Annotated in this window: 25 protein-coding genes, 3 tRNA genes and 1 riboswitch; of the genes, 26 read left to right on the forward strand and 2 right to left on the reverse strand. The window is 40.1% G+C overall.

The genetic code is table 11. The features are described from left to right. Positions 1-102: 102 nt before the first annotated feature. The 15 genes from spoVT to GGQ84_RS01340 all read left to right on the forward strand — a co-directional run bounded on the left by spoVT (position 103) and on the right by GGQ84_RS01340 (position 12,093). Positions 103-657 carry a stage V sporulation protein T gene (gene spoVT, locus GGQ84_RS01270; RefSeq protein WP_429158235.1) on the forward strand — a complete coding sequence of 185 codons (555 nt, stop codon included), beginning with the start codon at positions 103-105 and terminating at the stop codon, positions 655-657. Positions 658-763: 106 nt separating this feature from the next. After that, positions 764-2,359 carry a putative polysaccharide biosynthesis protein gene (locus tag GGQ84_RS01275; protein WP_429158061.1) on the forward strand — a complete coding sequence of 532 codons (1,596 nt, stop codon included), beginning with the start codon at positions 764-766 and terminating at the stop codon, positions 2,357-2,359. Then, on the forward strand, positions 2,356-3,858 hold the full coding sequence (gene yabN, locus GGQ84_RS01280) for a bifunctional methyltransferase/pyrophosphohydrolase YabN (RefSeq protein ID WP_429158064.1): 1,503 nt from the start codon (positions 2,356-2,358) through the stop codon (positions 3,856-3,858). Before GGQ84_RS01275 ends, yabN begins: the two co-directional genes overlap by 4 nt. 113 nt (positions 3,859-3,971) lie before the next feature. Further along, positions 3,972-4,247: an HU family DNA-binding protein gene (locus GGQ84_RS01285; protein ID WP_429158067.1), complete on the forward strand. Its 276-nt coding sequence runs from the start codon at positions 3,972-3,974 to the stop codon at positions 4,245-4,247. Between the two features lie 75 nt (positions 4,248-4,322). Then, on the forward strand, positions 4,323-4,583 hold the full coding sequence (locus tag GGQ84_RS01290) for an RNA-binding S4 domain-containing protein (protein WP_429158069.1): 261 nt from the start codon (positions 4,323-4,325) through the stop codon (positions 4,581-4,583). A gap of 56 nt (positions 4,584-4,639) precedes the next feature. Beyond that, positions 4,640-5,617, forward strand: coding sequence for a SpoIID/LytB domain-containing protein (locus GGQ84_RS01295; RefSeq protein ID WP_429158072.1), 978 nt, complete (start codon positions 4,640-4,642; stop codon positions 5,615-5,617). A gap of 98 nt (positions 5,618-5,715) precedes the next feature. Then, positions 5,716-5,994, forward strand: coding sequence for a sporulation protein YabP (gene yabP / locus GGQ84_RS01300; protein ID WP_429158075.1), 279 nt, complete (start codon positions 5,716-5,718; stop codon positions 5,992-5,994). A gap of 14 nt (positions 5,995-6,008) precedes the next feature. After that, the gene (yabQ, locus tag GGQ84_RS01305) at positions 6,009-6,527 is read left to right on the forward strand and encodes a spore cortex biosynthesis protein YabQ (protein WP_429158078.1); all 519 of its coding nucleotides are present in this window, start codon (positions 6,009-6,011) and stop codon (positions 6,525-6,527) included. A gap of 414 nt (positions 6,528-6,941) precedes the next feature. Next, positions 6,942-7,808: a transporter substrate-binding domain-containing protein gene (locus GGQ84_RS01310; protein ID WP_429158081.1), complete on the forward strand. Its 867-nt coding sequence runs from the start codon at positions 6,942-6,944 to the stop codon at positions 7,806-7,808. A 107-nt stretch (positions 7,809-7,915) separates the two neighbouring features. Continuing rightward, the gene (locus tag GGQ84_RS01315; RefSeq protein ID WP_429158084.1) at positions 7,916-8,584 is read left to right on the forward strand and encodes an amino acid ABC transporter permease; all 669 of its coding nucleotides are present in this window, start codon (positions 7,916-7,918) and stop codon (positions 8,582-8,584) included. A gap of 13 nt (positions 8,585-8,597) precedes the next feature. Further along, positions 8,598-9,338 carry an amino acid ABC transporter ATP-binding protein gene (locus GGQ84_RS01320; RefSeq protein ID WP_429158087.1) on the forward strand — a complete coding sequence of 247 codons (741 nt, stop codon included), beginning with the start codon at positions 8,598-8,600 and terminating at the stop codon, positions 9,336-9,338. A 69-nt stretch (positions 9,339-9,407) separates the two neighbouring features. Then, on the forward strand, positions 9,408-9,749 hold the full coding sequence (locus tag GGQ84_RS01325) for an FtsB family cell division protein (protein WP_429158090.1): 342 nt from the start codon (positions 9,408-9,410) through the stop codon (positions 9,747-9,749). 75 nt (positions 9,750-9,824) lie between these two features. Then, the gene (locus GGQ84_RS01330) at positions 9,825-10,253 is read left to right on the forward strand and encodes a S1 domain-containing RNA-binding protein (protein WP_429158093.1); all 429 of its coding nucleotides are present in this window, start codon (positions 9,825-9,827) and stop codon (positions 10,251-10,253) included. A 58-nt stretch (positions 10,254-10,311) separates the two neighbouring features. Beyond that, positions 10,312-11,205, forward strand: coding sequence for a Ppx/GppA phosphatase family protein (locus tag GGQ84_RS01335; protein WP_429158096.1), 894 nt, complete (start codon positions 10,312-10,314; stop codon positions 11,203-11,205). 48 nt (positions 11,206-11,253) lie between these two features. After that, entirely contained in the window at positions 11,254-12,093 is an 840-nt protein-coding gene (locus GGQ84_RS01340) for a D-alanyl-D-alanine carboxypeptidase family protein (RefSeq protein ID WP_429158099.1), read from the forward strand. A gap of 1 nt (position 12,094) precedes the next feature. On the opposite strand, the gene GGQ84_RS01345 is transcribed toward GGQ84_RS01340, so the two are convergent. After that, entirely contained in the window at positions 12,095-12,595 is a 501-nt protein-coding gene (locus GGQ84_RS01345) for a phosphatidylglycerophosphatase A family protein (protein ID WP_429158101.1), read from the reverse strand. A gap of 103 nt (positions 12,596-12,698) precedes the next feature. Further along, positions 12,699-12,866: riboswitch (M-box (ykoK) riboswitch) on the forward strand. Positions 12,867-13,066: 200 nt separating this feature from the next. Between GGQ84_RS01345 and mgtE the strand changes: the two genes are divergently transcribed. Continuing rightward, positions 13,067-14,425, forward strand: coding sequence for a magnesium transporter (gene mgtE / locus GGQ84_RS01350; protein WP_429158104.1), 1,359 nt, complete (start codon positions 13,067-13,069; stop codon positions 14,423-14,425). A 44-nt stretch (positions 14,426-14,469) separates the two neighbouring features. Here mgtE and GGQ84_RS01355 read toward each other — a convergent pair whose 3' ends face one another. Beyond that, the gene (locus tag GGQ84_RS01355; protein WP_429158107.1) at positions 14,470-15,408 is read right to left on the reverse strand and encodes a L,D-transpeptidase family protein; all 939 of its coding nucleotides are present in this window, start codon (positions 15,406-15,408) and stop codon (positions 14,470-14,472) included. A 205-nt stretch (positions 15,409-15,613) separates the two neighbouring features. Here GGQ84_RS01355 and GGQ84_RS01360 point away from each other — a divergent pair, with 205 nt between their 5' ends. The 10 genes from GGQ84_RS01360 (at position 15,614) to tilS (ending at position 26,093) form a co-directional block, all read left to right on the forward strand. Further along, positions 15,614-16,813 carry an FAD-binding oxidoreductase gene (locus tag GGQ84_RS01360; RefSeq protein ID WP_429158110.1) on the forward strand — a complete coding sequence of 400 codons (1,200 nt, stop codon included), beginning with the start codon at positions 15,614-15,616 and terminating at the stop codon, positions 16,811-16,813. Between the two features lie 23 nt (positions 16,814-16,836). Then, positions 16,837-18,222, forward strand: coding sequence for an FAD-binding oxidoreductase (locus tag GGQ84_RS01365; protein WP_429158113.1), 1,386 nt, complete (start codon positions 16,837-16,839; stop codon positions 18,220-18,222). Further along, positions 18,219-19,463 carry a (Fe-S)-binding protein gene (locus GGQ84_RS01370; protein WP_429158115.1) on the forward strand — a complete coding sequence of 415 codons (1,245 nt, stop codon included), beginning with the start codon at positions 18,219-18,221 and terminating at the stop codon, positions 19,461-19,463. The genes GGQ84_RS01365 and GGQ84_RS01370 overlap by 4 nt, the downstream gene beginning before the upstream one ends. Before the next feature lie 108 nt (positions 19,464-19,571). After that, a complete protein-coding gene (locus GGQ84_RS01375) occupies positions 19,572-20,744 on the forward strand; it encodes a pyridoxal-phosphate-dependent aminotransferase family protein (RefSeq protein WP_429158118.1) in 1,173 nt (390 codons plus the stop codon). Positions 20,745-20,862: 118 nt separating this feature from the next. Then, positions 20,863-20,938 (forward strand) — tRNA-Met (locus GGQ84_RS01380). A gap of 6 nt (positions 20,939-20,944) precedes the next feature. Further along, positions 20,945-21,021: transfer RNA gene (locus tag GGQ84_RS01385), tRNA-Met, on the forward strand. A 7-nt stretch (positions 21,022-21,028) separates the two neighbouring features. Next, positions 21,029-21,104: transfer RNA gene (locus tag GGQ84_RS01390), tRNA-Glu, on the forward strand. A gap of 144 nt (positions 21,105-21,248) precedes the next feature. Then, entirely contained in the window at positions 21,249-23,690 is a 2,442-nt protein-coding gene (gene spoIIE, locus GGQ84_RS01395; protein ID WP_429158121.1) for a stage II sporulation protein E, read from the forward strand. A 105-nt stretch (positions 23,691-23,795) separates the two neighbouring features. Then, positions 23,796-24,623 (forward strand): protein kinase domain-containing protein, encoded by an 828-nt coding sequence (locus GGQ84_RS01400; protein WP_429158124.1) that lies wholly within the window; start codon positions 23,796-23,798, stop codon positions 24,621-24,623. 39 nt (positions 24,624-24,662) lie between these two features. After that, a complete protein-coding gene (tilS, locus tag GGQ84_RS01405; protein ID WP_429158127.1) occupies positions 24,663-26,093 on the forward strand; it encodes a tRNA lysidine(34) synthetase TilS in 1,431 nt (476 codons plus the stop codon). The last annotated feature ends 57 nt before the right edge of the window (positions 26,094-26,150 follow it).

Here is a 26,150-nt window from a genome sequence, read left to right on the forward strand (position 1 = left end):
CATGGAAAAAAATGAATAAAAGAATTCATCTAGTTATATACTATCATTGAAAAGATTAACTCAATTATTTAGCGCTTGGAAAAAGGAGGGATAATGAAAACAATGAAGGCAACAGGAATCGTGCGTCGAATAGACGATTTAGGCAGAGTAGTAATACCAAAAGAAATCCGAAGAACCTTGCGTATAAGAGAAGGTGACCCACTAGAAATATTCGTGGATCGAGAAGGTGAAGTTATCCTCAAAAAATATTCTCCTATTGGAGAGCTAGGTGACTTTGCAAAAGAGTATGCTGAATCTTTAAATGAGGCAATAGGGCACATTGCGTGCATTGCTGATAGAGATAATGTGATTGCAGTTTCAGGGGCTCCCAAGAAGGAGTTTATCAATAAACCCGTAGGGTCTGCTGTTGAGAAGGTTATGGAAGAAAGAAAAGCAATACTTATTAACGAGCCTGGTGAACATGACTACTGCATTGACTGTGGCGGTGATGAGGGGTGTAAGTTCACTGCAGAAGTTATCGCTCCTATAATTGCAGAAGGAGATCCTATTGGTGCAGTTATAATAGCTACCAAAGATGAAAACATAAAAATGGGAGATATGGAGTTAAAGTTAGCTGAAACAGCAGCTGGCTTCTTAGCTAAACAGATGGAACAATAAACTATGGGTGAGCAATTATCAGATTGCTCACCTTTTTTATTCTACTTCCCCATGGATTCACATAGTATTTACAGTATTTACTGCTAAGAAAAGTGGGGGAAGTAAAATGGGGGATAACTCATTTTTAAAGGGAGCTGCAATACTAGCAGGTGCAGGTTTGGTAACTAAATTAATTGGTGCCCTATATAGAATACCCTTTGCTCGTATGGTTGGTGAAGAGGGAATGGGATTGTATCAAATGGCATACCCCATATATTCAATGATTTTAGCCTTTTCTGCAGCAGGGATTCCCGTGGCAATATCAATTCTTGTGTCTGAGCGTAGAGCTGCTGGTGACTTTGTTGGAGCTCAGAAGGTTCTATTAGTGGCATTAGTTATTATGTTAGGCTTGGGGCTTAGCTCCTGTTTAGGGTTGTTTTTAGCTGCAGAGTACTTGGCTATAAATGTATTGCACGATATTAGAGCATACTACTCACTAATGGTAATTGCACCAGCGCTGCTATTTACAGCACTTATGGCAGCTTTCAGGGGCTTTTTTCAAGGAATGCAACAGATGGCTCCTACTGCTGCTTCTCAAATAGTTGAACAAGTATTTAGGGTTGGTACTGTATTGGTGGCTGGGGGAGTTCTGATGAAATATGGCGTGGAATATGCCGCTGCTGGAGCCACCTTTGGAGCAGTTGTGGGGAGCTTTTTTGGTTTACTGCTGTTAATGGCAATTTATTTTTTATGGAAAATAAAATCAATAAAAGTGCCCAAAGGTAGGTTTGGAAAATCTAAAGTAAGCAGCCTTAACTTAACTTCGCGGATTATAACATTGGCGGTTCCAATTTCTTTGGGTGGTCTGGTAATGCCTATAATGCAGACTATTGATGCGGCAATGGTTCCCCTGAGGTTGCAGGAAGCGGGGATGGATGTGAACAGAGCTACGGCTCTTTTTGGTCAATTTTCTGGAATGGCAGCTACGTTGATAAACTTGCCAACCATTGTTACCCTGTCTTTGGCAGCTAGCTTAGTTCCGGCAATATCTCACTCAGTATCCAAAGGGCAACAGCATGTGCTGGTTTCTAAAATTAGAGAAGCCATCCGCTTTACTGTAACAATTTGCCTACCAGCAGCTGTAGGGTTGTACTTTTTGGCAACTCCTATTGGACTTTTGTTGTATGATATTGCAGAGGTAGGGGTATCTATTAGGGTATTAGCACCTGCTGCTCTGTTTTTAGGCTTACATCAAGTTACATCCGGAGCTATTCAAGGGATGGGTAAAACTTATGTACCGGTGGTGAATTTAGCTGTGGGAGCTTGTGTAAAGGCATTCTGTAATTATCATCTAACTGCAATACCCACTTTAGGAATTGTAGGGGCAGGGATATCTACTGTGCTGGGTTTTTCAATTTCAAGTGCATTAAACATACTTTATTTGTACAAAACTACAGGACGAGGGCTAAGTCAAGGGAATTTCTTGCTAAAAGTTGCGCTGGCTGCTACAATAATGGCGGTAGCTATTGCCAATGGCTATCCAATTTTGGAGAAGCAGTATAACCAGAGCATAGCCACTTTAATGGCCATCAAGATGGGGATAGTTGTCTATGGGATTTCCTTAATGTTAGTAGGAGGGGTAAAGCGAAGAGATGTGGAGATGATACCCAAGGTGGGCTTTGCCGTCGCTTCCATATTGGCAAAATTTAAATTGGTAAGGTGATATACTTGAAAGAAAACGCGGAAATTACAGTGGTCGGAATGGGCCCGGGGGCACAGGGTTTACTTACAGGAGAGGCAAAGGAAAAGTTGTTGAGCGGGAAACCAGTGTTTTTAAGAACAGACCAGCATCCAATAGTGGTTTTTTTAGAAGAACAGGGTTTTACTTATGAAAGTTTTGATTACATATATGACCAGGAAGATAGCTTTGGAGAAGTCTATAAGAAGATTGTAGATAATCTTATTCAGGTGGCAAAACAAAAGGGCAGTATTGTATATGCTGTGCCTGGTCATCCTAGTGTTGCTGAGAGTACTGTGGGAATACTTCAAAAAGAGGCTATTAAAGAGAATGTGACAATTAAAACTGTGGCGGGAATGAGTTTTTTAGATGCAATATATTGGCGCATAGGAGTAGATCCAACTGAGGGATTGCAAATAATGGATGGCTTGGTGCTAAACAAGGAAGAGATAGCACCCCAAAAGGGCCTAATTATCTGTCAAGTATACAATCGCCGGGTAGCGTCGGAGGTCAAACTTACTCTGATGGAGCTTTATCCCGATGAGTGGGAGATTACGGTGATTAAAGGGGCTGGTATTCCTGATGTGGAAAGAGTGGAATCTATTCCTCTTTATGAATTGGACAGGCTTGACTGGCTAAATCATTTGGTCACAATATACCTGCCTCCTTTGTCCAACGGGAAATCCAATCTTAAATGTGAATATCCTATGGATCCCATAGTAGATGTGATGGCAAAATTAAGAGGTGAAGGGGGTTGCCCTTGGGATAGGGAGCAGACTCACGAAAGCCTGAAAAGATATCTAATAGAAGAGACATATGAAGTGGTAGAAGCTATTGAAGAAAATAATATGAATAAAATATGTGATGAATTGGGAGACTTATTACTACAAATAGTATTTCATGCACAAATTGGAAAAGAGAACCATGTGTTTGATATATTGGATGTAGTTCAAGCTATCACCGATAAAATGATTAGAAGACATCCCCACGTATTCTCAGATGAGTGTGCGGAAACAGCGGATAAAGTTTTAGCTAATTGGGAAGAGATTAAGAAGCAAGAGCGAGCTGATGAAGGCGATGAACCTACTATTCTCCAAGTTCCCAATCAACTGCCAGCCTTGATGAGGGCGGAAAAGCTTCAAGCAAAAGCTGCTAAAGTGGGATTTGACTGGCCAGACAGCTCCGGTGTTTGGGAGAAACTACAAGAAGAGATTCAGGAGTTAGATGAGGCATTAAGGACAGCGGGTGTGGGGAGCAGTGAGGTTAAGAATGAGCTAGGAGATATATTGTTTGCCCTTTGTAATCTTGCAAGGTGGCTTAAAATAGATCCTGAAGAAGCGCTTCGAAGCACATGCAATAAATTTACAAATCGCTTTCAATTTATTGAAAGGGAAGTGATGAAAAGTAATAAAAAAATGGAAAAAATGACATTAGCTCAACTAGATAACCTTTGGAATGAGGCGAAGAAAGTTGAAAAAAGTTAAAAAAAGTTAAAACAACTAGAAAAAACTATAAAATATTCCTTGAAAATAAAGGAGTTTGCCTACTGATAGCGAATATGCTAACAGAAGAAAAAACAAGTTTAGGAGGGATTGTCTTGAATAAGACAGAATTAGTAACAAGTGTAGCAGAGAAAACAGATATGACGAAAAAGGATGCAGAAAAAGTTGTTAATGCTGTATTTGCTAGTGTAGAAGAGGCACTGGCTAGTGGAGATAAAGTACAACTTGTTGGTTTCGGTACATTTGAGGTTAGAGAGAGAGCTTCTCGTACTGGAAGAAATCCGAAAACAGGAGAACCTATTGAAATTGCTGCAGCAAAAGTACCAGCATTTAAAGCTGGAAAAGCGCTTAAAGATGCGGTAGCTAAGTAGATAAAAAGCACCTCTCGAATTATACTCAATAGTATAAAGCGAGAGGTGTTCGGTTTTAATTGAGAGGTGAAGTAAATGAGGTTGGATAAATTTCTTAAGGTATCTCGCTTGATTAAGAGAAGGACAGTGGCTAAGGAGGCTTGTGAAGCGGGAAGATTGAAAGTGAATGAGCGCCAGGCTAAAGCGGGGACCACTATTACCCCTGGAGACACCCTTGAACTGGAGTTTGGAAGAAAAATACTAATAGTAGAGGTAGTAGAGACTCCTAATGCTGTTAAAGCCAATGAAGCTTCAAATCTTTATAAAGTGATAGCTGAGAGAGAAAAAAGCGAATAAAAGCAGCCCCTTCGGAAGAAACTATTGGCAATAGTTAAAAAGGAGGGGTTTTTATTATGTTTAAACATATAAAAGCTAAGAGTAAGTTGAAAATAGTTCTAATACTAACGTTGGCAGTGATAGCCATAGTGCTAACCGGTTGTCCACAAGGTGAACAAAAACCTGAACAACCTGAAGTTCGAGAAGCTCCAGAAATGCTAGAAGCAGAGCCACAAATCAGTGTATATATGCACGAGACTGGAGCTACAGTGGAGATGGGTATTGAGGAGTATCTTCAAGGTGTAGTTGCTGCCGAAATGGAACCAACTTGGCATGAAGAGGCATTGGCAGCCCAAGCTATCATTGCTAGAAGCTTTACAATGAAAAAGATAGAAGAGGGTGGAGTAGAGGCCAGAGGAACTGATGCTTCTACGGATATTAATGAGTTTCAAGCGTATAGCGAAGAGCGGGTTAACGATAATGTAGTCGCCGCAGTTGAACGAACTAGAGGAGAGGTAGCGCTGTATAACGGTGAATATATTAACGCTTGGTTCCATGCAGATGCAGGAGGTATAACAGCTACAGCCCAAGAGGGGCTAGACTTTGCTAATGAAGAACCGCCTTATATTCATAGTGTAGAAGACCCTGGAATTGAGATCACAGAAGAGGATAACAAGGCTTGGGAGGCCAGGTTTCCACTAGGTCGAGTTCAGGGTGCTGTTCAGGAAATAGGTGGTTCTCCTGGTGGAGGGATTACTAGTGCTGAGATTGTAGAAACCGGGCCTTCGGGCAGGGCTACTGTGGTGCGACTGGGAGATGCCGAGGTATCGGCACCTGCACTTAGACTCGCTCTTGACAGTACAGTTATGCGCTCAACCCTGATTGACACCTTTGAAATTCAAGGAAACGAATTAGTGGTTGCAGGAAAGGGTTATGGTCATGGGGTAGGCATGAGTCAGTGGGGAGCACGGTATTGGGCTGAAGATGGGAGCAGTGCAGAAGATATAGTAGCCTACTATTTTAAAGATGTAGAGATAATGAAGATGTGGGAATAAAAATCCAGTTTTATACTGGATTTTTTTCTTTTCTTGTGGCATATGTGAGGGTAAGGTGGAATATTATTTTTGTATATAAATTGTGGGGGTGATACAAAATGGAAGGAGAAAAAGATGTACAAAGTATAAAGGTTTTTAACCGGAAGAAGGTAGAAGTTACTGGTGTTGTCAATGTAGAGAGCTTTGATGATGATCAAGTGATACTAGAAACTAAATTGGGAGTTTTGGTGATAAAAGGAGAAAACTTACACATGAGTGAGTTGAACCTAGATAATGGCATAGTAACTATGAGTGGTTCGGTTGCTTCCATGGAATATTCAGAAGATAAAAATGTGAAAAACAAAGGCAAAGGCTTTTTAAAAAAAATATTAAGATAGTAGGTGGTTAGTGCGTGAGTCTAGTTTTTGAACAGCTAATCACCTTTCTGTTGTTAACTTTAGTGGGAATGGGGATTGCACTTACCTTTGATGTTTATCGAGTGCTAAGAGGGCAAATAAAGCCCCCGAAGATTTTGGGTGATATAGCTGATTTGTTAATATGGGTTGTGCTAGCTATAATAGCCTTTGTAGTGTTGATATTTGGTAATTGGGGAGAAGTACGTGTTTATATATTTATTGGGATTATTGTAGGAATAGCAATATATTTCAAGTGGTTTAGCAAGACGGTAATAAATATTGTGTTTACTATCTTTAAAATAATAAAAACGTGTGTATTAACAATTTATAGATTAATTACAATTCCGATAAAGTTAATTTCTGGTATATTGTTAGCTCTAGTAATGGGCTTTGGAAAAATTTTAGCAAAGCTCATGGGTTTGTTATTGGCTCCATTTAGGCCTATAATAAACAAATTAAAAGTGATCTGGGGAAAATTTAAGCTGAAGGTCTTAAAATCATTAAAGAAGGATTAATATATAACACTTGAGAGTTTGACTAGTTACAACAACACTATATATAATAAAAGAGTAAAATAACAAAAAGGTGAAGTAAGCATTGAGAGTAAGCTATAGTGTGAGCAGACATACGTCAGTAAAAGCGGATGAATGTTAAGCATTATATGCAAAGCTGAAATTAATGTTGAAAAATCTGACCCAGAGAGCTGGGGCTTGCTTGGGTTCTATTTGAAAGCAAATAGGACAAGAGCTAGACTACGTTGATTTAGGCGTGGTTTAAGGTGAGTCGGAAGGCGAAACCTAGGCACTCTACCTCTCTTCTGAATGACTAGAGCATCAGAAGATTGGTAGGGAGCCTAGGTTTTTTTTGCAAATTTTTCGCAAGCCAGGTTTTCTTGACTACCAAAACAAAAAAAGTGTGGGGGGAAAAGTGTGAAGAAAAAGTTAATTTTATTGGTTGCAATAATGATGCTAGGGGTAGTTGCCTTAGCGGGATGTGGAGATGAAAATGGTGTAGCTGAGAATGGTGATGCAGTAGAAGAGGAAACTGCGGTACTAGCTGTTGTTACTGGTACAACCTTTGAGGAGTTTGCAAGAGGATACTCTAAGGTAAGTGATGTAAGGCTATATGATGATGACAACTTAACCATGTCAGAGTTGAACACTGGACGAGTTGACGGCGTTATCACTGATAGATTAGTGGGCTTAAACGCCATAGAAGGTCTTGGATTTGATAGCATTCAACCAGTGGGAGATTGGTTATATGAAGAGACGATAGCTGTTGCCATCAGCAAGGATGATGTTACTTTGAGGCAAGCAATTAATGCAGCGTTAGCAGAGATAATTGAGGAAGGTACATATGCTGAGATTAGTAATAAGTACTTTGGGGAAGACATTCTAGAGGGTGTTGATTATCAAATAACATTCCCAGATGAAGAACCAGCTACTGATGATAGCTTAGAGAGAGTTTTGGAAGCAGGTGAAATAAGGTTTGCGATGAGTGGTGGTTATCCTCCATTCAATTACTATGTAGGTGAAGAACTGACAGGTTTTGATGTGGAAATTGGGCAGGCAGTAGCCGAAAAACTAGGCGTGGAATATGAACCAGTACCAACAGGAGATTTTGGAGGATTAATTGAGGAGTTGAGATCAGGCCGAGTTGATGGAATTTTTGGCAGTATGGCTATTACCGAAGAGAGACTAGAGCAAGTTTCCTTCACGGATCCTTATTACTACTCTGGTGCACAATTGTTTGTGCAGGAGGGGTCTTGGATTACAGCCCCTGAAGACCTGGAATAGTTAGTAAAACAGTATAATTTAAAATAGCAATTATGCATAGTGCTGTTTGGGTACTATGCATAATTTGCTTATAATAAGACAAGGAAATAAAAGGAGTTGGACACAGTATGTTAGCAGATTTCCCATACGACCTTAGTATAGTAATTGATAATTTTCATTTGTTTATCCCTGCAGCGTGGATGACAATGAAGATTACTGCAGCAGCTATACTGGTTGGGATGGTATTTGGATTAATCGCTGCTTTTATGAAAATTTCAAAATATTGGCCGCTGAGATTAGTAGCCAACATCTACATAACAATTATTAGAGGAACCCCTATTCTGTTACAACTATTTATCATTTATTATGGTTTGGCAGAAGTAGTAGCTTTAGATGCCTTTCCTTCAGCTGTAATAGCATTTGGTGCCCATAATGGTGCTTATATTGCTGAGATTTTCAGAGGAGCTATCCAATCTATAGAGAAGGGGCAAATGGAGGCTGCCCGATCCTTGGGGATGACACATTTTCAGGCAATGAGGCGAGTAATATTACCCCAGGCTTTTAAACGAGCAGTTCCGCCGTTGGGTAATCAGTTTATTATTGCGCTAAAAGACTCTTCTTTGGCCAGCACCATTGCCGTTCGAGAACTGCTATTACAATCAAGGCAGATGGGGGCGTCAGCGTTTAGTTATATGGAGTTCTTGATTATTGCTGGTGCGTATTACTTGATATTAACTTCTATTTTTTCAGTAATTGTTAATAGAATCGAGAAGAGACTAAGTGTTAGTGATCGCTAGGAGGGAATAATTTATGCCGAATAAAAAAGATATGGTACAGCTAAAGGGGATTCATAAATACTTTGATAAATTGCACGTGTTAAAGGGGATAGACTTAAACATAAGAGAGCGAGAAGTGCTTGTAATTATTGGTGCCAGTGGTTCGGGTAAGAGTACTCTTTTACGATGTATAAACTTTTTAGAGCGAGCTCAAAAGGGCGAGATTATAATTGATGGCGAGCTTATAAAGCCTAAGAGTTCTGATATTAATAAAATGCGTCAAGAGGTGGGGATGGTGTTTCAGCATTTCAATTTGTTTCCCCACATGACTGTTTTAGAGAATGTTATTGAAGGACCTACCCAGGTGAAAAAAGTAGCTAAAGATGAGGCAAGCAAGGTAGCGGAAGAATTGCTGGAGAAGGTTGGGCTAGCAGACAAGAGAGATGTTTATCCAGCTATGCTCTCAGGGGGACAAAAGCAAAGGGTAGCTATCGCTAGAGCATTGGCAATGCAGCCTAAGATAATGTTATTTGATGAACCAACCTCTGCCTTAGATCCTGAGCTAGTGGGCGAAGTGTTGGCAGTTATGCAGGATTTGGCAAAGGAAGGAATGACCATGGCAGTGGTCACCCATGAAATGGGATTTGCAAAGGAAGTAGCAGATAGGGTAATATATATGGATGAGGGTGTAATTGTAGAAGAGGGATGTCCTACAGAAGTATTTGATAACCCTCAAAATGAAAGAACCCAAAACTTTTTAAGGCAAATTTTTTAAATTCCTCATGCAGACAGGCAGGATTCTTCTAAAAAATGGAGAATCAGTTGCATAAGGAGGGGTGTAGTCTTGAGAAAAAGAGATATGCATGATAATATAGCTTATCTACCTACGGCCAAAAATCAAAAGAAAAAAAAGAATAAAATAACTTGGAAATTCAAATGGAAGCCAGTGATGATCTTGGCTCTGGTGGGTTATATTGTTTTTTTTGCATACAACCAGCAGGCTCAACTGGCTACACTGAACAATGAAAAGGAAATATTGGAAGTGCAAAAAGCTAAATTATTAGAAGAACAGAGTGAGTTAAAAGCACAAAAAGAACTGGTACATCAACCAGAATTTATCGAACAAAAAGCAAGAGAAGAACTGGGGCTTGTGAAACCAGGAGAGAAGCTGGTGATAATTAATTGACACTTGTGAGTATATTGAGTATAATAAAAAAAAATACAGACTCTGCCTGAGTTTACAAGGAGGATATTTTAAAGTATGTCAATTGCAGTAGGCAGCATAGTTGAGGGTGTAGTCACCGGTATAACTAATTTCGGGGCATTTGTCCAGTTACCAGGAGGTGTGACAGGTTTAGTTCATATCTCGGAGGTAGCGGATGCCTATGTGAAGGATGTAAATGATTTTTTGAAGGAGAAGGATAAGGTCAAAGTTAAAGTTATTAATATTGACGATAAGGGTAAAGTAGGCCTCTCCATCAAGCAAGTCAACTCATCTGGTGGTTCTAGTAGTTCTAGTAGTTCTGCTAGTGCACGGAAGGCTCCAGCAAGCAAGAGACCTCCGCGCCAACAGCCAAGTGTATCATTTGAAGATAAGCTGGCTAAGTTTTTAAAAGAGAGCGACGAGAGGCAAGCGGATGTTAAGAGAAACACGGAATCAAAGCGAGGAGGAAGAGGGGCTCGCTACTAAATATAAATATAAAAGCATTCCTTAGGGAATGCTTTTTCTGTTTACGAGGTGAAATTTAATGCATAATAAAAAGCTAGGTGCCGTAGATGTGGGAACCAACTCCATTAGGATGTTAATAGGAGAAGTTCAGGATAATAAAAGCTTTAAAGTTTTGGAGACAGCTAGAAATTCTACTAGAATAGGGCAGGGAATGAGTGAACAGCCATTACTCAGAACAGATGCTATGGAGCGTACTATAGCTGGTTTAAAGGAGTTCAAATTATATTTAAATGACAATAAAGTAGATGAGCTTCGGATTGTTGCCACAAGTGCAGTTAGGGACAGTAAAAATAAGCAAAAGTTTATTCAGTTAGTAAAAGGTGAGACTGGTTTAGACCTAGAGGTGCTAACGGGAGAAGAGGAAGCGGAACTAACCTACTTGGGGGCTATAAATAGTCTGCCTGTACAATCAAACTCTGTAGTAATAGATATAGGGGGCGGTAGCACTGAATACATATGGCAAGGTGCAAGTGGTATCCAGTTGTGCAGTATAAACGCAGGGGCTGTAAGGTTATTTGAAAAGCCCTTAAGTAAAGTTGAACTGAAAACTACTTTGAACAGTGCCCTTGAGAAGATAAAGCCAAATACTCCTGTAAGCTTAATAGGTGTAGGTGGTACAGTTACTACGGCTGCCTTAGTTGAATTGAAAATGAAAGAGTATAACCCTTTAAAGACTCATGGATTTAAACTTACCTACTCCTCTGTACGTAGCATGTGGCAAGAGTTAGTGGAAAAAGAGATAAAAGAGCGCAGGAAAATAGTGGGACTACCCTCGGATAGAGCTGATATCATTCCCTTTGGCCTTGAAATCCTTCTAATTAGCATGGAAGAACTGAATGCCAATGAAATTATAGTCAGTGAAGAAGGAATAATGCACGGAATAATTGCTAGACTAATACATGAACTGAATTAGCTTTGCGCATTATATATAGGACAAAATAAAAAAAGTGAGGTTGGTCCTGTGTGTAAGCTTAGAGTCATAGTTACTATTGTGGGGATGATTTTTATAAGCCTATTTCTAAACACTCAAGATTGTGCGGCATCGGAAGAAATAGTAGAGCCGAAGCTTAGGGCAAGTGCCGCAATTTTGATTGAAGCTGATAGTGGAGAAGTTTTGTTTGAAAAGAACAGTCATAAAAAGAGAAGCCCAGCTAGTTTGACAAAAATGATGACGGCTATATTGGCCATAGAACTGGGAGACCTCCAGAGTGTAGCAACAGTTTCTAAAAATGGGGCGGGGAATAAAGTGGGAGCGGACATCAGCCTTCGGGCTGGTGATCAGCTTTACTTAAGGGATCTAGTCAAGGCAGCCCTATTAGTGTCGGCCAATGATTCCACAGTGGTAATTGCTGAACATGTAGCAGGAAGTGAGAAGCGATTTATACAGCTTATGAATGTAAAGGCGAAAGCAATAGGCGCTCATAACACATCTTTTAAAAATACAAATGGCTATACTGCACCAAATCATTATTCTACAGCGGCGGATTTGGCTATGATAGCTAGATATGGCCTCAACAACTATACATTTGCCACAATTGCTAAAACGGATGAAACGAAAATAAGAATCCTTAACAAAGACAGGGAGCTGACGCTGATACACTCCAATCGGCTTCAGCGCAGTTACGAATGGATTAATGGAATCAAGACGGGTACCACTGCATCAGCAGGAAAATGCTTAGCAGCTGCTGGAGAAAAAGATGGCAGGCAGTTAATCGCAGTAGTACTTAACAGCAGTGACAGGTATGGTGAAGCCTTGAAACTCTTAGAATATGGGTTTAGCCTGGAGCAGGGGTCAAAATGACCTAGCTGCTCTGGCTTAGTTCTTTTGCTTCCGCTAAATCCCTATCCCTATGAGCTATTCTGCTGGCACTTGCGGCAGCAATAGCACAAACGATATCGTCTAGGAAGGTGTTTACCTGAGTGTTGGATTTATTATTTAGCTCTGCAATAATTCCGGGCTTAGTTTTATCTAGGTAACCGAAGTTTGTTAAGCCGATTGTTCCGTAAATATTGACTATGCTTAGTGCTAAAATTTCATCAATGCCGTAGAGACCATCGTCAGTCTTTAAGATTGTGTTAAGGGGTTCTTCTATGTGTCCCTGTTCCGTAAGCTTATCCAATGCAACTCCTGTTATTATGGCGTTAATTACTTCTCTTTTTTCCACAATTCTCTCCACGCTGAGGAGGCATTCTTCCACTGTTAGGTGGGGAATATAGGGTTTTTGCAAGTCTAATACAATCTCAGCGATTTCAGGTAATGTAATACCCCGCTCTAAAAGGGTTTTAACTGCTAATTCTTTCATTATAATTTCACCTCTATTCTGGAATTAAATCACTAACTTGAGAATACAATAAAGTGTTTGACCATGTCAAATAGATATGATATATTGGGCATAGAAAAGTGAAAATATCCTCAGTTAGGTGAGGCTACTGTATGAACATAGTCCACTGCCCGGAAATGTCGAGAGACACCAACGGGTAGAACAGGCACTGCCGGATTAAGGCTTTGCCCAAGGTGGATGAGTATTTAACTCTACGTCATACAGTGTCAAAGCTCGATGAGAGGAGGAAGGTTATAGTCTCTATGACTTTATAAAGGCCTTCTATTTGTGATGAGGTCTTTTTTTTGTTTTCTCTAAGGAAAGGGGTGGTGGAACTGTGGATCCGGGATCGAGTAATAGCTTAGATGATAATTATGAAAATTTAAAAAATGCAACACAGTTCTGCCCCTATGGGGATAAGGGACAGTTGCGTAAATGAGGAGGGAGAGTTAAATGACTCTATCGAACGGTTTTTACAAACAACTTGTAGTATCCCTAGATCGAGGAAATCCGGAAGAAATTCGAGAATTATTTGATGAACTGCACTCCTACGATCAAGCTCAATTCCTACTAAAGCTAGATCAAGAGCAGCGAAAAAAAATGCTGCAGTACTTAGGTGATGAAGAACTGGCGGAAATAACCCAGGAGCTAGAATATGAGCAACAACAGGTATTGATTGAAGAAATGGGAAACACGAGGTCCGCAAAAGTATTAGTGGAGATGTCCTCTGACGATGCTGCTGACTTGCTTGGAGATATGGAAGAAGAGAAGAAGCAGGAAATCTTGCGTTTAATTAACGATGAAGAATCCGCAGACATGCGTGAGTTGATGAAATATCCTGATAACACTGCCGGTGGTATTATGACCACCGAGTATATAGTCTTACCCAAGCACTACACTGCAGAAGAAACAGTCAAGAAGCTCAGGGAAATTGCTCCTGATGCGGAGACGGTATATTATCTCTATGTTGTAGATGAAGAAGATAAGCTATTGGGAGTGCTCTCGCTGCGAGAACTGATAATAGCGTCGCCAGAAATAACAATAGATGAGATTATGTATGAAAGAGTAGTATCAGTGCCAGTAGACATGGACCAAGAGGAAGTTGCCAACATTATGGAGAAGTATGACTTCCTGGCAGTACCTGTTGTAGACGAAAGACAACACTTAGTTGGGATTATCACAGTTGACGATGCGGTAGATGTTATGAAAGATGAAGCCTCAGAAGATATGGCTAAATTTGGTGGTATCAGTGGTAAGGATTCAGGGGTAATGGACTTAAGCGTAACATCTTTTGAAGCGGCAAAAAAAAGAATACCATGGCTGGTATTGCTTTTGGGAATTGGTATTGTGGCGGGAAATATTATTCACCAATTTGAAGAAACGTTAGAGGCTGTTTGGGTGCTGGCAATTTTTATTCCAATGATTGCAGATATGGCTGGGAATACGGGGACCCAATCCTTAGCAGTGGTAGTTCGCGGATTAGCTACAGGGCAATTCCAGGGCAGAGACGCCTTTAGGTTGATAAAGCGGGAAGCAGGAGTAGGAATTCTCATTGGGTTGACAAACGGAATCCTAATTAGTTTAATTGCAGGCATCTGGCAACAGAGCATGGCGCTTGGCTTTGTGATTGGAATGTCGCTATCTATCTCACTATTTTTTGCAACATTAGCTGGGACAATAGTGCCGTTGATTATGGTGAAACTGAAAGTAGACCCGGCAGTGGCGTCAGGTCCATTTATTACAACAGTAAACGATATTTTAGGTTTGACAATATACTTTTCAATCGCAACAGCTTTTATGTCATACCTTTAAAAATTAATCCCTATGCTTTAATAAACTAAAGCCTAGGGATTTTACTATTTATTAAGCGCAGTCACTAGTTTTTCTAGTTCAGCAAAGTCCTCTTCCTTAAATTCTCCATCAATATCTAAACCAGTAAAAACCTGAAACCTTTTCACGAAAGTTTCCGTAGCAGTTCCGTATCGACCATCAGCCCTTCCCATAAGTATCCCCGCATCTTTTAATCCCTTTTGCATTTGGACTACGGTGCGTCCGCTGGAGCCGGGCTTAAGGTGTTTGGTGGGCTTTACATTAGGGGGGTAAACGGGTTCGCCGATAATGTTTACTGGAGTGCCCACAGGGACTAGGGGGAAAAGTTTTTCCACGTCGCGGTTATTCATGCGAATACATCCGGCAGAAGCGTTGCTGCCAATAGAATGGGGTTTATTTGTACCGTGAATGCCATATATGCCCCAGGGAACATTTAAGCCCATCCAGCGGGTCCCGAAGCCCCCACCCCAAACCCCTTTATTTACTACTTTCCACTCTCCGATAGGGGAGGGAGTTTTTTGCTTGCCCACGGCTACAGGAAACGTAGCATGAACATCTTTCCCTGAATAAAGAGTGAGCTTTTTTTCCACAGTATTTATTACTATGGAAACAGGTCCATCGGGTTCCGATAATTCTTCAGCCACTGGGTAGAGCGCTGTCTGTTCCGCTAAAAGAGTCCATTCAAGGTCTGTAACACTTCCAGTAACCTCTAGATTGTTATCCTTTTGCAATTGGGCTACCGCTGTGGCAGTTTCTTCACCGTAATAGCCGTCAATATTCCCCGGGTTGTAGCCCAGTGAAATAAGCTGTTTCTGCAGTGATACTACATCATAACCATAGGTCTTAGGATCTGATAATTGTAATTGGCGTGGAACTTGATCACAAACATGAGCTGTGACCATGGGTGGTAATATAAAACAGCATACTATTGTCAAAAGAACTATTATGTTAAATCGAAAATGCATTTTCAGTGCGCCTCCTAATATTATTTTATATACAACTTATTATGGCTCAGAAATATGTAAATATGTGATACTTGTTGAGTATTTTAGATGTATTTTTTTTCACACTATGTTTTCTCACTGTGCAAAAAGGCGAAGATATGCTATAATTTCTTACAAGTTTATTGAAAAATATTTTTTTTTCGAAAATTGAACCGGAGGTGAGAGGGTGGATCAGGTGATGCTTTCCCAGTTGGAGGAAATAGTTCCAGATATGATTGTGAAAGAGGATTTGGTCTCAGTGAAACCAGTTAGTACAGAGCAGGTGGCAGCAGTGATGAAATGGGCACACCAAGCTAATCGTACAATTTCAACTAGAGATTCAGATCCCGCATCTCATGTGCATTTGGACTTATCTAATATGGGTGAAATTGAAGAAGTAGATGGAGACAATTTTGTAGCAATAGTTCAAAGTGGAATTAACCTTGAAGTTTTTAGAAGTAAAATTAAAGAGCAGGAATTTAACTTTCCTTTAATTGCCTTAGGTGATCGAGGTCTTGATTTGGAAAGAGCTGTGTCGAATGATATTACAGGACCTACCACAGCTAAGTTTGGCAAGTGGCGTGAATTTGTTTTAGGTATGGAGTTAGTACTGTCCACGGGAAAAGTGATTAAAGTTGGAGGAAAAAATATAAAGAATGTATCAGGGATGGATATTATTGGTCTAGCAACTGGATCTGGGGGAGATTTAGGTGTTATAACAAAGCTGTGGTTGCGACTGCTACCTGTTCCAGAAGGAAAATTAACTATGGTAGCAAGATTTACATCCATGGCAGAGGCGAGCAGAGCTGCAAGCGCCTTAACAGAGGAGGGGCTAATTCCTAATAAGGCAGAAGTAGTATCAGGTCAAATAGCAAAGGAAATGGGTTTTTCGGTACAAGATAACGAGGCCTTGGTTTTAATCCTTGTAGAGGGATTTAAGAACTCATTAAAGCGCCAGATGACTGCCATGGAAATGGAGTTTGTGAAGCGGGGGACCATTGGAACCCAGCTCTATGAAAAGGCAGAGGAAGTGGAAAGCCTGTGGGAAAAATATTATCTAGTTGTGGAAGAACTGGATAGAAAAGATAAATATTTGCTAACAGTATTGCCATCCAGGCTGTCCCAGCTGGTATCTGGGGTTGAGAAAGTACTGTTAGACAGTAAAGTTAAGGGAGACTTTATTTCCCATGGTACAGTTGCCAAATTAAATGTTTATGTGGATGAATCCAAGCCCTTGGTAGAAACACAGATAGGGAAAATAGTATCCAGTTTAGGTGGCAGAATGGATGGGAGAAAGATTGGAGTAGAAAGTCACATAAATGAAATAGAGGCGCTTGAGAGAGGACTAGTACATGTATTTAATTCTAGTAGTCCTCTCTCAGTTTGAGCTGAGAGGAGGCAGAGGAGATTTTGAAAGAAGCAGTTATTAGAGAATTAGAGCGAATCGTAGGAAGAGACAATGTAACTCGGAGAAAAGAAGAGCTGATGGGGCACGGCTATGATGCAACCTTGAAAGAGTATCAACCTGAGATAGTGGTATTACCAAAAAGCACAGATGAGGTGGCTTCAATCCTTAAGTTAGCTAATAGGGAAAAGGTGCCGGTTATATCAAGAGGCGCAGGGACAAACCTCAGTGGAGGCACAGTTGCGCTGACAGGCGGCATTGTGCTCAGCATGACTAAGATGAATAGGATTCTTGAAATAGATACGAAGAATGCTGTAGCTGTTGTAGAGCCGGGAGTAGTAAATGCGGACCTTCAAGAAGTATTAGAGCCTACAGGGTATTACTTTAGACCAGATCCAGCAAGCATGAAGGCTTGTACAATGGGCGGGAATGTAGCTGAATGCTCTGGAGGACCACGGTGCTTAAAGTACGGTGTTACCAGGGATTATGTTCGAGGATTAGAAGTAGTGTTAGCCAGTGGAGAAGTTATTCAGACTGGTAGTAAAAACAAGCGGGCTGCTGACGGGTTGGATTTAACAAAACTTTTAGTTGGCTCAGAGGGAACATTGGGAGTTTTCACAAAAATAATTTTGGAGATAAGCCCCATCAGTGAATCCAAGAAAACCATGTTATGTGTGTTTGGATCTATAGATGATGCTAGTAAGACGGTAGCTCACATTATCGGAAGCGGTATTATACCTACAACCCTGGAACTGATGGATAACTTGTTGATAAATTGTGCGGAAGACCATACAGGAGTAGGACTACCGCGAGATGCGGCGGCAATTTTGCTTATAGAAGTGGATGGATATCTAGAAGACTTAAGTGACCAAGTGAAAACCATTGGACAAATTTGTGAAAGCAATAATGTTAAGGATTTTACCATTGCCACATCAGCGGACCAGGTTAATAAGTTGTGGCTAGCTAGGAGAACTGTTATAGGTGCTTTAGCTAGAAAGCGGCCATCATACTCTATGCAGGATGTTACAGTTCCCAGAAGTAAAATGCCTAGCATGGTTGCAGAAGTTGTTCAGGTATCAAAGAAGTATGACTTGCCCATTGGAGTATTAGCCCATGCAGGAGATGGCAATTTACATCCTTTAGTGCTTTTTGACGAGAGAGACAAAGAAGAGGTGGATAAGGTTCATCACGCCGAAATTGATATCTGCAAGTCCGCATTAGAGCTGGGGGGAACTTTAAGTGGAGAGCATGGGATCGGAACGCTAAAACGGCCATACTTAGATTTAGAGTTTTCTCAGGATGCCATAGATTTAATGAAGGGCATCAAAAGAGTATTTGACCCTAATAATATTTTAAACCCAGGGAAGATTGTGGAGGTTGATGCCTCATGAGCATACTACGTACAGATGAAATATACGAGAAGCTAAATAGTTGCAATAAGTGTGGATTTTGTCAGGCATCATGCCGAGTGTACAAAGAAGTTTTGAATGAAGTATATACAGCTCGTGGAAGAATAAGGCTGATTAAGGCTGTAGCTGATGGTCAAATGGAGAGAAGTCAGTTTTATGAAGAAGTGATAAATAGTTGTCTTTTATGTCAGGAGTGTACAAAAACTTGTCCTAGCGGCGTGCCTGGGCACAAGCTTATTTTAGCTGCTCGACAAGATTTGGCAAAGGAAAAGGGACTTCCCTTTTTGAAAAAAATACCTCTAAAACGAGTATTGGCTAAAAACAGCTTACGTAATATATCTTTTAAGTATTTACGGCAGATGAAAAACTTAAAAGGTCTTAAGGACTTCAGGGGAATTGATGTGGGCGGTATGCCCGTAGCAGAAAAGAGCTTTTTGGAAATGGCTAAAGAAGCCAACAGTGTCTCCAACCCTAAGGGCAGGGTAGCGTTTTTTGTAGGATGTATGATGAACCATACTATGGTAGAGACAGCATTTAACCTGATTACGATTCTAAACGCTAATCAAATAGAAGTAGTAGTTCCAAAAGAGCAGCGCTGTTGTGGAACGCCAATGAATGCCTATGGAGAAGAGGAGACGGCCAGGGAGTTAGCTAAGCACAACATGGAAGTTTTTGCAGATTTAGATGTGGATGCAGTTATAACTGCATGTGCCTCCTGTGGTGGCAGGTTAAAGGAATATAGTCACGATTATGGAGACATTGCAGAAGGAGCAATAAATTTTTCGGAAAAGGTTAAAGATATAACTGAGTATTTAGTAAATACACTGAACATTGATCTTTCAGAATTAAATGGAGTCTATGGACAAGTTACTTACCACGATCCCTGTCATCTCATTAGAGCTCAAGGAATCTCTGTTGAACCGAGGAAACTCTTAGCAGATTTACCTGGAGTAGAATTTATTGAAATGAAAGGAGCTAGCAATTGTTGTGGAGCCAGTGGCATGTTCCAAGGTTTTTATCCCCAATTGGCTAATCCCATTACCGCTAAGAAAGTAGATAGCATAGTAAATACAGGGGCTAGTACTGTGGTAACTGTGTGTCCAGCTTGTAGACACAGAATTCAAGGGAGTATAAACCTGAGTGGAAACAAGCAACAAGTTATCCACATAGTTGATCTGGTGGCTGAAGCTTATAAAAGGCAAACTAATAAGGCTACAAGCTAATTATTTTACTATTAAAAAAAGGAAAAGCCGTAATTTAGGGCGAAATTTAAACTTAATTGAATATTCTCCAATATTTAAAATTAATCAATTGAGAGGAGAGGTTTAAAGATGAAGGAAGAACTTAATCTACCTGTGAGGTTGCTAATGGGTCCTGGGCCCAGCGATGTACATCCCAGTGTATTAAAAGCCATGGCTACACCGCTATTAGGTCACTTAGATCCCAAGTTCCTAGAGCTTATGAATGATACCATGGATTTATTGAGGATGGTTTTTGAGACCAAAAATGATATGACTATGTCTATGCCAGGGACTGGTAGCTCAGGAATGGAGACGATTTTTGTAAATCTCCTGGAGCCTGGTGACAAGGCAATAGTTTGTGTAAATGGTGTTTTTGGTGGCCGAATGGCCGATGTGGCAGAAAGATGTGGAGCAGAGGTTGTAAAAGTAGAAGCACCTTGGGGAGAAATTATCCCTCCAGAAAAAGTTAAAGAGGCAATTGATGCTAACAAGGATGCAAAAGTAGTGGCAATAGTTCACGCAGAAACTTCAACTGGTGTGATGCAGCCCCTAGAAGAAATTTCAAAGCTAGTTAAAGCCAATGGCTCTCTACTTTTAGTAGACGCAGTTACTTCTTTAGGTGGAGCTCACGTGAATGTAGATAAGCTAGGTATTGATGCTGTATACAGTGGGACTCAAAAGTGTTTAAGTATCCCACCAGGATTGGCTCCTGTTTCTTTTAGTGATAGAGCTGTAGAAGTGCTAGATAACAGAAAGAAAAAGGTTCAAAGCTGGTATTTGGATTTAACTATGATTAGAAACTACTGGGGTGGAGAAAGAGCTTACCACCACACAGCGCCAATTAGCATGGTTTATGCTCTTAGAGAAGGATTGAGACTTATTGAAAAGGAAGGGCTAGATAATACTGTTGATAGGCACTTCAGAAATGGACGAGCGCTACAAGCAGGATTACAGGCTATGGGAATGAAGCTAGTTGTAGAGAAGGAAGAAGAAAGACTTCCGATGCTGACTTCTGTAATGATTCCAGAAGGAGTTAATGATGGAGAGGTTAGAAGTAAGCTTCTAAACCAATACGACATTGAAATTGGTGGCGGCCTTGGAGACCTGAAAGGAAAAGCTTGGAGAATCGGCTTGATGGGTCACTCCTGCTCTGAAAAGAACGTAATGACAGTATTAGCAGCATTAGAAAACTTGCTGACTGAAGGTGGATGCAAAGTAGATCGAGGTGCTGGTCTGAAAGCTGCAGCGGATTACTTAAAATAAGGTGATTTGGGGAGAAGCATTTCTCCCCAAAATTTCCACCGCAAAAAGCTTGACTTTTATTACAACGTAATGTATAGTATATAAATGTGGCGGTTAAGTAGCCACCACAATTCAATAGCGCGGGGTAGAGCAGCTGGTAGCTCGTCGGGCTCATAACCCGGAGGTCGCAGGTTCAAGTCCTGTCCCCGCAACCAAAACGTGGCGGTGTAGCTCAGGTGGTCAGAGCATACGGTTCATACCCGTAGAGTCACAGGTTCGAGTCCTGTCACCGCTACCATTTTTTTGGCCCGTTGGTCAAGGGGTCTAAGACACCGCCCTTTCACGGCGGTAACACGGGTTCGAATCCCGTACGGGTCACCAACGACAAATATAAAACACTAATTTACTTAAAGTAAATTAGTGTTTTTTTTGTCGAAAACTAATCGGTGTTGTACTACTCAATATGACAAATAATTCGGTGGACATGCTGTATAATGACAACATAAAATTCTATGGGGTGTCGTTATGTGGGAAAAAGTAGATGTTTATCCGTATCATCGGAAATCAGAGTTAGGCTCTGCAGGTTCTAAAAGCTTTTTCAATTTAATACCAACGCAACTTAGTAAAATTGGACAAGCCACAAAAGGTGTAAAGCTGGAAATCACATCAGAGAAAATTGTGTTTCTATTTTTAAGCTTGTTGTTAACAAGAGCTGTAGTTTTAGGAGAAATATTTCCATTTGGCGTTGCAATACTAGTAGCGGGGTTATCGGCTAGAAAAAGTGCTTGGCCATTAGTCCTGGGAGTAATAGTAGGGACGGTCACAGTAGCTCAAGGAGCGGCTTTAGCTAGTTCTCTGGTGACCATGGCAGTGTTAACAGGCCTTTTAGTTGCATATCCTCAAGTGACGCAAAGGAACTGGTTGATAGTGCCTGGATTGGTTCTAGTAGCAACTGTAGTGGTTAAGGGAATAACCTTTGGCTTCTTTGAACCAACTTTATATAATGGAGTACTTGTGGCGGTAGAAGGAATTTTGGCTGCAGGCCTTACTATGGTTTTTTCATTAGCTCTTAAAACTTACTCGGAAAAAGGTTTTAGAAGAGATGAATTGACTACAGAAGAGCTAGGGTGTTATATGGTTATGGCCTTGGGTATAACTATTGGTTTAAATGATCTCTTTGTGTCCAGTATTAGCATTCAAAGCGTGGTTAGCAGGTTTGCCATTATGGCGGTAGCTTTAATTTATGGCATGGGACCAGCAGCTGTTACCGGGGTATTACTAGGGGTGGTTCCTAGCTTTAATAATTTATTAACACCTGCAATTGCTGGGGTTTATGCCTTTTCAGCAGTACTTGCTGGGGTGTTTAGGCAATTTGAAAAAGTGGGTATAATCCTAGGTTTTTTTATGGGAAACATGATATTTAGCTTTTATATGGCAGATCAACTGGTTATTCAAACAATTATGATAGAAACGGCTATAGCCGGAGCCATATTTTTCATTTTTCCCTTTCAAAGACTAAATTTCTTAGATTTAGAGCAAGACTGGTTAGGAAAGTTAGCTATTAAAAAGAGCCAGGGAAAAACTAAAATAGATCCCATCAAAGGCAGGATTAAAGAACTGAGCCAAATATTTAGGGAAATGGCTAGGACTTTTGAAGAGACTGCACCTGAAGTATCAGGGTTAGAAGAAGATGAATTAATTTTTATTAATAACATTAGGGCAAAAGTGTGTCATAATTGCAGCCGTAAAACGCGCTGTCACGAAATGGAGCAGGACAAAACTTATGTGAGCTTTAGACAAATAAGAGAGGCGCTAGAGAAGCACAACTATATAGATGATACTATGGTAAACAGCCACTTTTATAAAAAGTGTAACAATATCAGAGAAATGCTACTAGCTGCTAACTGTATCTGGGATGCTTATCAAGTAAATAGGTACTGGAAAAAGAAAATGATAGATACCCAAAACTTAGTGCCTAACCAACTAAAGGGTGTTTCTCTAATTATGGACAATTTGTTAGATGATATAAAAAATGAGCGAGAAAATCCAAAAGGTCTTGAAGAAAGAATAGCAGCTCAACTAAAAGAAAATAACATAAAAGTAAATAAGGTTAAGGTTAACAGTGGTGAGGGAGAGGGAGATATAATAATATCCCAAAAAGCTTGTAATGGTAAGCACTCCTGCACTGAGTTGGTTGCACCAAATGTATCAGAAGTTGTGGGTAGTAATTTAGGTGTAGTAAAAATAAAGTGTAACTACGAGAGTGAAAAAGCCGTTTGTTGTTATAGGTTAAAAAAAGCTTTACAGTTTAAATTGACTATGGGGTCTGTAGCTGTTGCAAAAAATGGGCACCAGGTATCTGGAGACAATTTTTCTGCAATACCATTAAAAGACGGTAGGTATGCCGTAATGTTAAGTGACGGCATGGGAGCAGGTCCAAAAGCAGCATTAGAGAGCAATACAACAATTGCGTTACTGGAACACCTATTAGATTCAGGTTTTGATAAAGAACTGGCTATAAAAACCATTAATTCAATCTTAGTATTGCGTTCTCAAGAGGATAGCTTTGCCACATTGGATTTAGCAATTATAGATCAAGGAAGTGGTGAGCTTGAATTAACTAAAATAGGTGCTGCTTCTAGTTTTCTAAAGAGAGGTAGAAATGTAGCTGTGCTAAAAGCCAGTTCACTACCCATTGGTATTCTAAACCGAATAGAAACAGAAGAGTGCAGGGAACAGTTAATGATAGGTGATTTGCTAATTATGATAAGTGACGGGGTATTAGAAGCAAATAGGGAGATACTAAATAAAGAAGACTGGATAGTGGAGCAATTAGCTAAAATTAGTACAGATGACCCTCAGGAGATAGCTGAGCATCTAGTCTTTCAAGCTCGTATTCACACAGCAGAGCAAAGTAAAGACGATATGACGGTAGTAGTTGCCAGGGTAGATTCTAGGCTTCACTAATAATAATACACAAAGCCACCTTTATGGTGGTTTTGTATATTTATTGGGGCGTTGCATAAAGGAGCAGTACTTTGGAAAAAATAGGCCTTAATAGAGGTGGTTATAATGATAAAAGCGGGAAGTATTGTAAGAGGAGCATGGCACCAAAATTCCTATCGATTATGTAATCTGTTAGGTGAAGGTGGATTTGCTAAAGTATATATGACAGAAAGTGAAAAGGGCAAACAATTAGCTTTAAAAATATCTAGGAATGCCTATAGTATACAAAACGAATACAAAGCACTGCAAAGACTAAATCGAAACCCAAGGTTAAAGCAGTTAGAAGCACTGCCAATTGTCTATGAGAAGGATGATGCTACATTTGATAATGATTTGTTTAGCTTTTTCACACTGGATATAGTGAAGGGCGTTTCTTTGCAAGAAATGCTAGAAAATGGCAATGGCTTGAGTGGGGAGGTATTACTAGCAACTATTAAGTGTTTGCTAGAAGTTCTGGACTGCCTACATATGGAAGGGTTAGCTTTGGGTGATATAAAGCCAGGCAACTTTATCTATGACACCGAAAGTGATAAAGTTGTACTGATTGACTTGGGTGGTGTTACCCCTTTTGGCCAAGAAATCTGCGAGTATACGCCTCTTTTTGATAGAGAGAACTGGTGTGCAGGTTGTAGAATAGCTGGGGTGGACTACGACCTTTTTTCGTTATTTATATTTATGTACTTCATAGCCACCAAAGACATTGCTTTAAAGCCTCACTTAGGGATAGATAACTTGCTAAAAGGACAAGTTTATAAAAAATTAAGCAGTTCTAATCCTGTGTTGGCGCAGCTAGTTGAGAAGGGTCTAAGAAATAGATTTTCTTCTCTTGAAGAGATAAATGAAAGTATTGATAAAATAATTGCATATTCCTGCAGGAAAAGGATACTCAACTAGAGAACAATTTCCTGAATGAGAACAGCAAGGTGTGAGTAAATGTTAAAAAAATTTATAGCTACCATAAATAAACACTGGTTAATTAGAAAGGGAGATACGGTTTTATTGGGAGTCTCTGGTGGTGCTGATTCTGTGGCAATGCTCTTTGCATTTTGCCAGTTAAGGGAGCAGTACCATTTAAATCTACATGTAGCCCACTTAAACCACGGCTTTCGTGGGAAGGAGTCCCGGGAAGATGCAGAATTCGTAAAAACACTTTGCAAGAACTTAAATGTTTCGTGCACTGTGGAAGAAGTGGATATGCCATCCATTTTAAAAGCTACGGGAACATCATCTCAGGAAGGGTCTCGAAAAGAGAGGTATAGTTTTTTTAGTAGAGTGGCAAAGGAAATTGCCGCAGAAAAAATTGCAATAGCGCAGAATAAAGACGACCAGGCAGAGACGGTTTTAATCAATATGCTCAGAGGTGGAGGTCTAGCTGGCCTAAAAGGTATTCCCATAAAGAGAGGTAAAATTATTAGACCACTTTTGGGAGTAACGCGAGCTGAAATAGAGGCATACTGTAAAGAAAACAAGTTGTCTTACAGGACTGATTCGTCTAATCTTAAAAAAGTATACCTTCGAAATCAAATTAGACTAGACTTACTACCTCAACTCAAAAGAGAGTACAACCCTAGAATAAATGAGGTCTTAGCTCAAACTGCTCAGATTTTTGCAGCAGAAGAAGAATACTTAAGTTTAGAGGCACAACAATACTACTCAAAATTATGCATTGCATTTGACGCTGGATTGCAATTGGATATAGATAAGTTTCTAGGGACTCCCCTTGCCATTAAGCGCAGGGTAGTAACTTTGGCGTGGAAGAAGCTATTACCTGCAGATAAACAGTACGTTGGGGGATTAGAATTTGAACATGTAGAGAGGATTATAGAGTTAATAGAAACCGGAGCAGTTGGTAAGCTCTTAGAATTGCCCCAGGAAGTTGTGGTCAAACGCGGTTATGACAAAGTGATTTTTCATAAGCATAGAAAACTCACTTCTTATTCAAAGCAGGCCAAGGTAGTTAATAAACCCATAATAATTCCAGGCACAACAGAGGTAAAGGAACTTAACTGTAGGGTAATAACTGAAGTATGTAAAAGAGAAGATTTGGCTAATGTGAAGCAAGATGCAAAAAAAGTGATAGCCAAATTTGATTATGATTTACTCGATAATGAGGACTTATATCTAAGAAATAGAAAGCCAGGGGACCGGTTTCAACCAAAAGGATTCAAGGGAACCAAAAAACTAAAAGATTTCTTTATTGATCAAAAAGTAGCTAGAGAAAAGCGGGAACATATTCCAATAGTAGCCACTGCAAAAGGAGATATAGTTTGGGTAGTTGGATACAGGATGAGTGATCATTATAAAATAACAGCTAAAACGCATAAAATATTACTGGTTAAAATAGAATTATTTGAAAATGAATAGAAATTGTGGTAAAATAAAAAAACGTGATGATAATTCGTTTTACCCAATTGAGAGGAG

This window comes from Desulfitispora alkaliphila (assembly GCF_050433185.1).
In the GTDB taxonomy this organism is placed as follows: Bacteria; Bacillota; Desulfitisporia; order Desulfitisporales; family Desulfitisporaceae; genus Desulfitispora; species Desulfitispora alkaliphila.

Excerpts from the sequence above, each read along its gene's own strand:
- spoVT (WP_429158235.1), top strand. The coding sequence starts at position 103 with ATGAAGGCAACAGGAATCGTGCGTCGAATAGACGATTTAGGCAGAGTA.
- GGQ84_RS01275 (WP_429158061.1), top strand. The coding sequence starts at position 764 with ATGGGGGATAACTCATTTTTAAAGGGAGCTGCAATACTAGCAGGTGCA.
- GGQ84_RS01290 (WP_429158069.1), top strand. The coding sequence starts at position 4,323 with ATGAGGTTGGATAAATTTCTTAAGGTATCTCGCTTGATTAAGAGAAGG.
- GGQ84_RS01295 (WP_429158072.1), top strand. The coding sequence starts at position 4,640 with ATGTTTAAACATATAAAAGCTAAGAGTAAGTTGAAAATAGTTCTAATA.
- yabP (WP_429158075.1), top strand. The coding sequence starts at position 5,716 with ATGGAAGGAGAAAAAGATGTACAAAGTATAAAGGTTTTTAACCGGAAG.
- GGQ84_RS01315 (WP_429158084.1), top strand. The coding sequence starts at position 7,916 with ATGTTAGCAGATTTCCCATACGACCTTAGTATAGTAATTGATAATTTT.
- GGQ84_RS01320 (WP_429158087.1), top strand. The coding sequence starts at position 8,598 with ATGCCGAATAAAAAAGATATGGTACAGCTAAAGGGGATTCATAAATAC.
- GGQ84_RS01330 (WP_429158093.1), top strand. The coding sequence starts at position 9,825 with ATGTCAATTGCAGTAGGCAGCATAGTTGAGGGTGTAGTCACCGGTATA.
- GGQ84_RS01335 (WP_429158096.1), top strand. The coding sequence starts at position 10,312 with ATGCATAATAAAAAGCTAGGTGCCGTAGATGTGGGAACCAACTCCATT.
- GGQ84_RS01345 (WP_429158101.1), bottom strand. The coding sequence starts at position 12,595 with ATGAAAGAATTAGCAGTTAAAACCCTTTTAGAGCGGGGTATTACATTA.
- mgtE (WP_429158104.1), top strand. The coding sequence starts at position 13,067 with ATGACTCTATCGAACGGTTTTTACAAACAACTTGTAGTATCCCTAGAT.
- GGQ84_RS01355 (WP_429158107.1), bottom strand. The coding sequence starts at position 15,408 with ATGCATTTTCGATTTAACATAATAGTTCTTTTGACAATAGTATGCTGT.
- GGQ84_RS01370 (WP_429158115.1), top strand. The coding sequence starts at position 18,219 with ATGAGCATACTACGTACAGATGAAATATACGAGAAGCTAAATAGTTGC.
- GGQ84_RS01375 (WP_429158118.1), top strand. The coding sequence starts at position 19,572 with ATGAAGGAAGAACTTAATCTACCTGTGAGGTTGCTAATGGGTCCTGGG.
- spoIIE (WP_429158121.1), top strand. The coding sequence starts at position 21,249 with ATGTGGGAAAAAGTAGATGTTTATCCGTATCATCGGAAATCAGAGTTA.
- GGQ84_RS01400 (WP_429158124.1), top strand. The coding sequence starts at position 23,796 with ATGATAAAAGCGGGAAGTATTGTAAGAGGAGCATGGCACCAAAATTCC.
- tilS (WP_429158127.1), top strand. The coding sequence starts at position 24,663 with ATGTTAAAAAAATTTATAGCTACCATAAATAAACACTGGTTAATTAGA.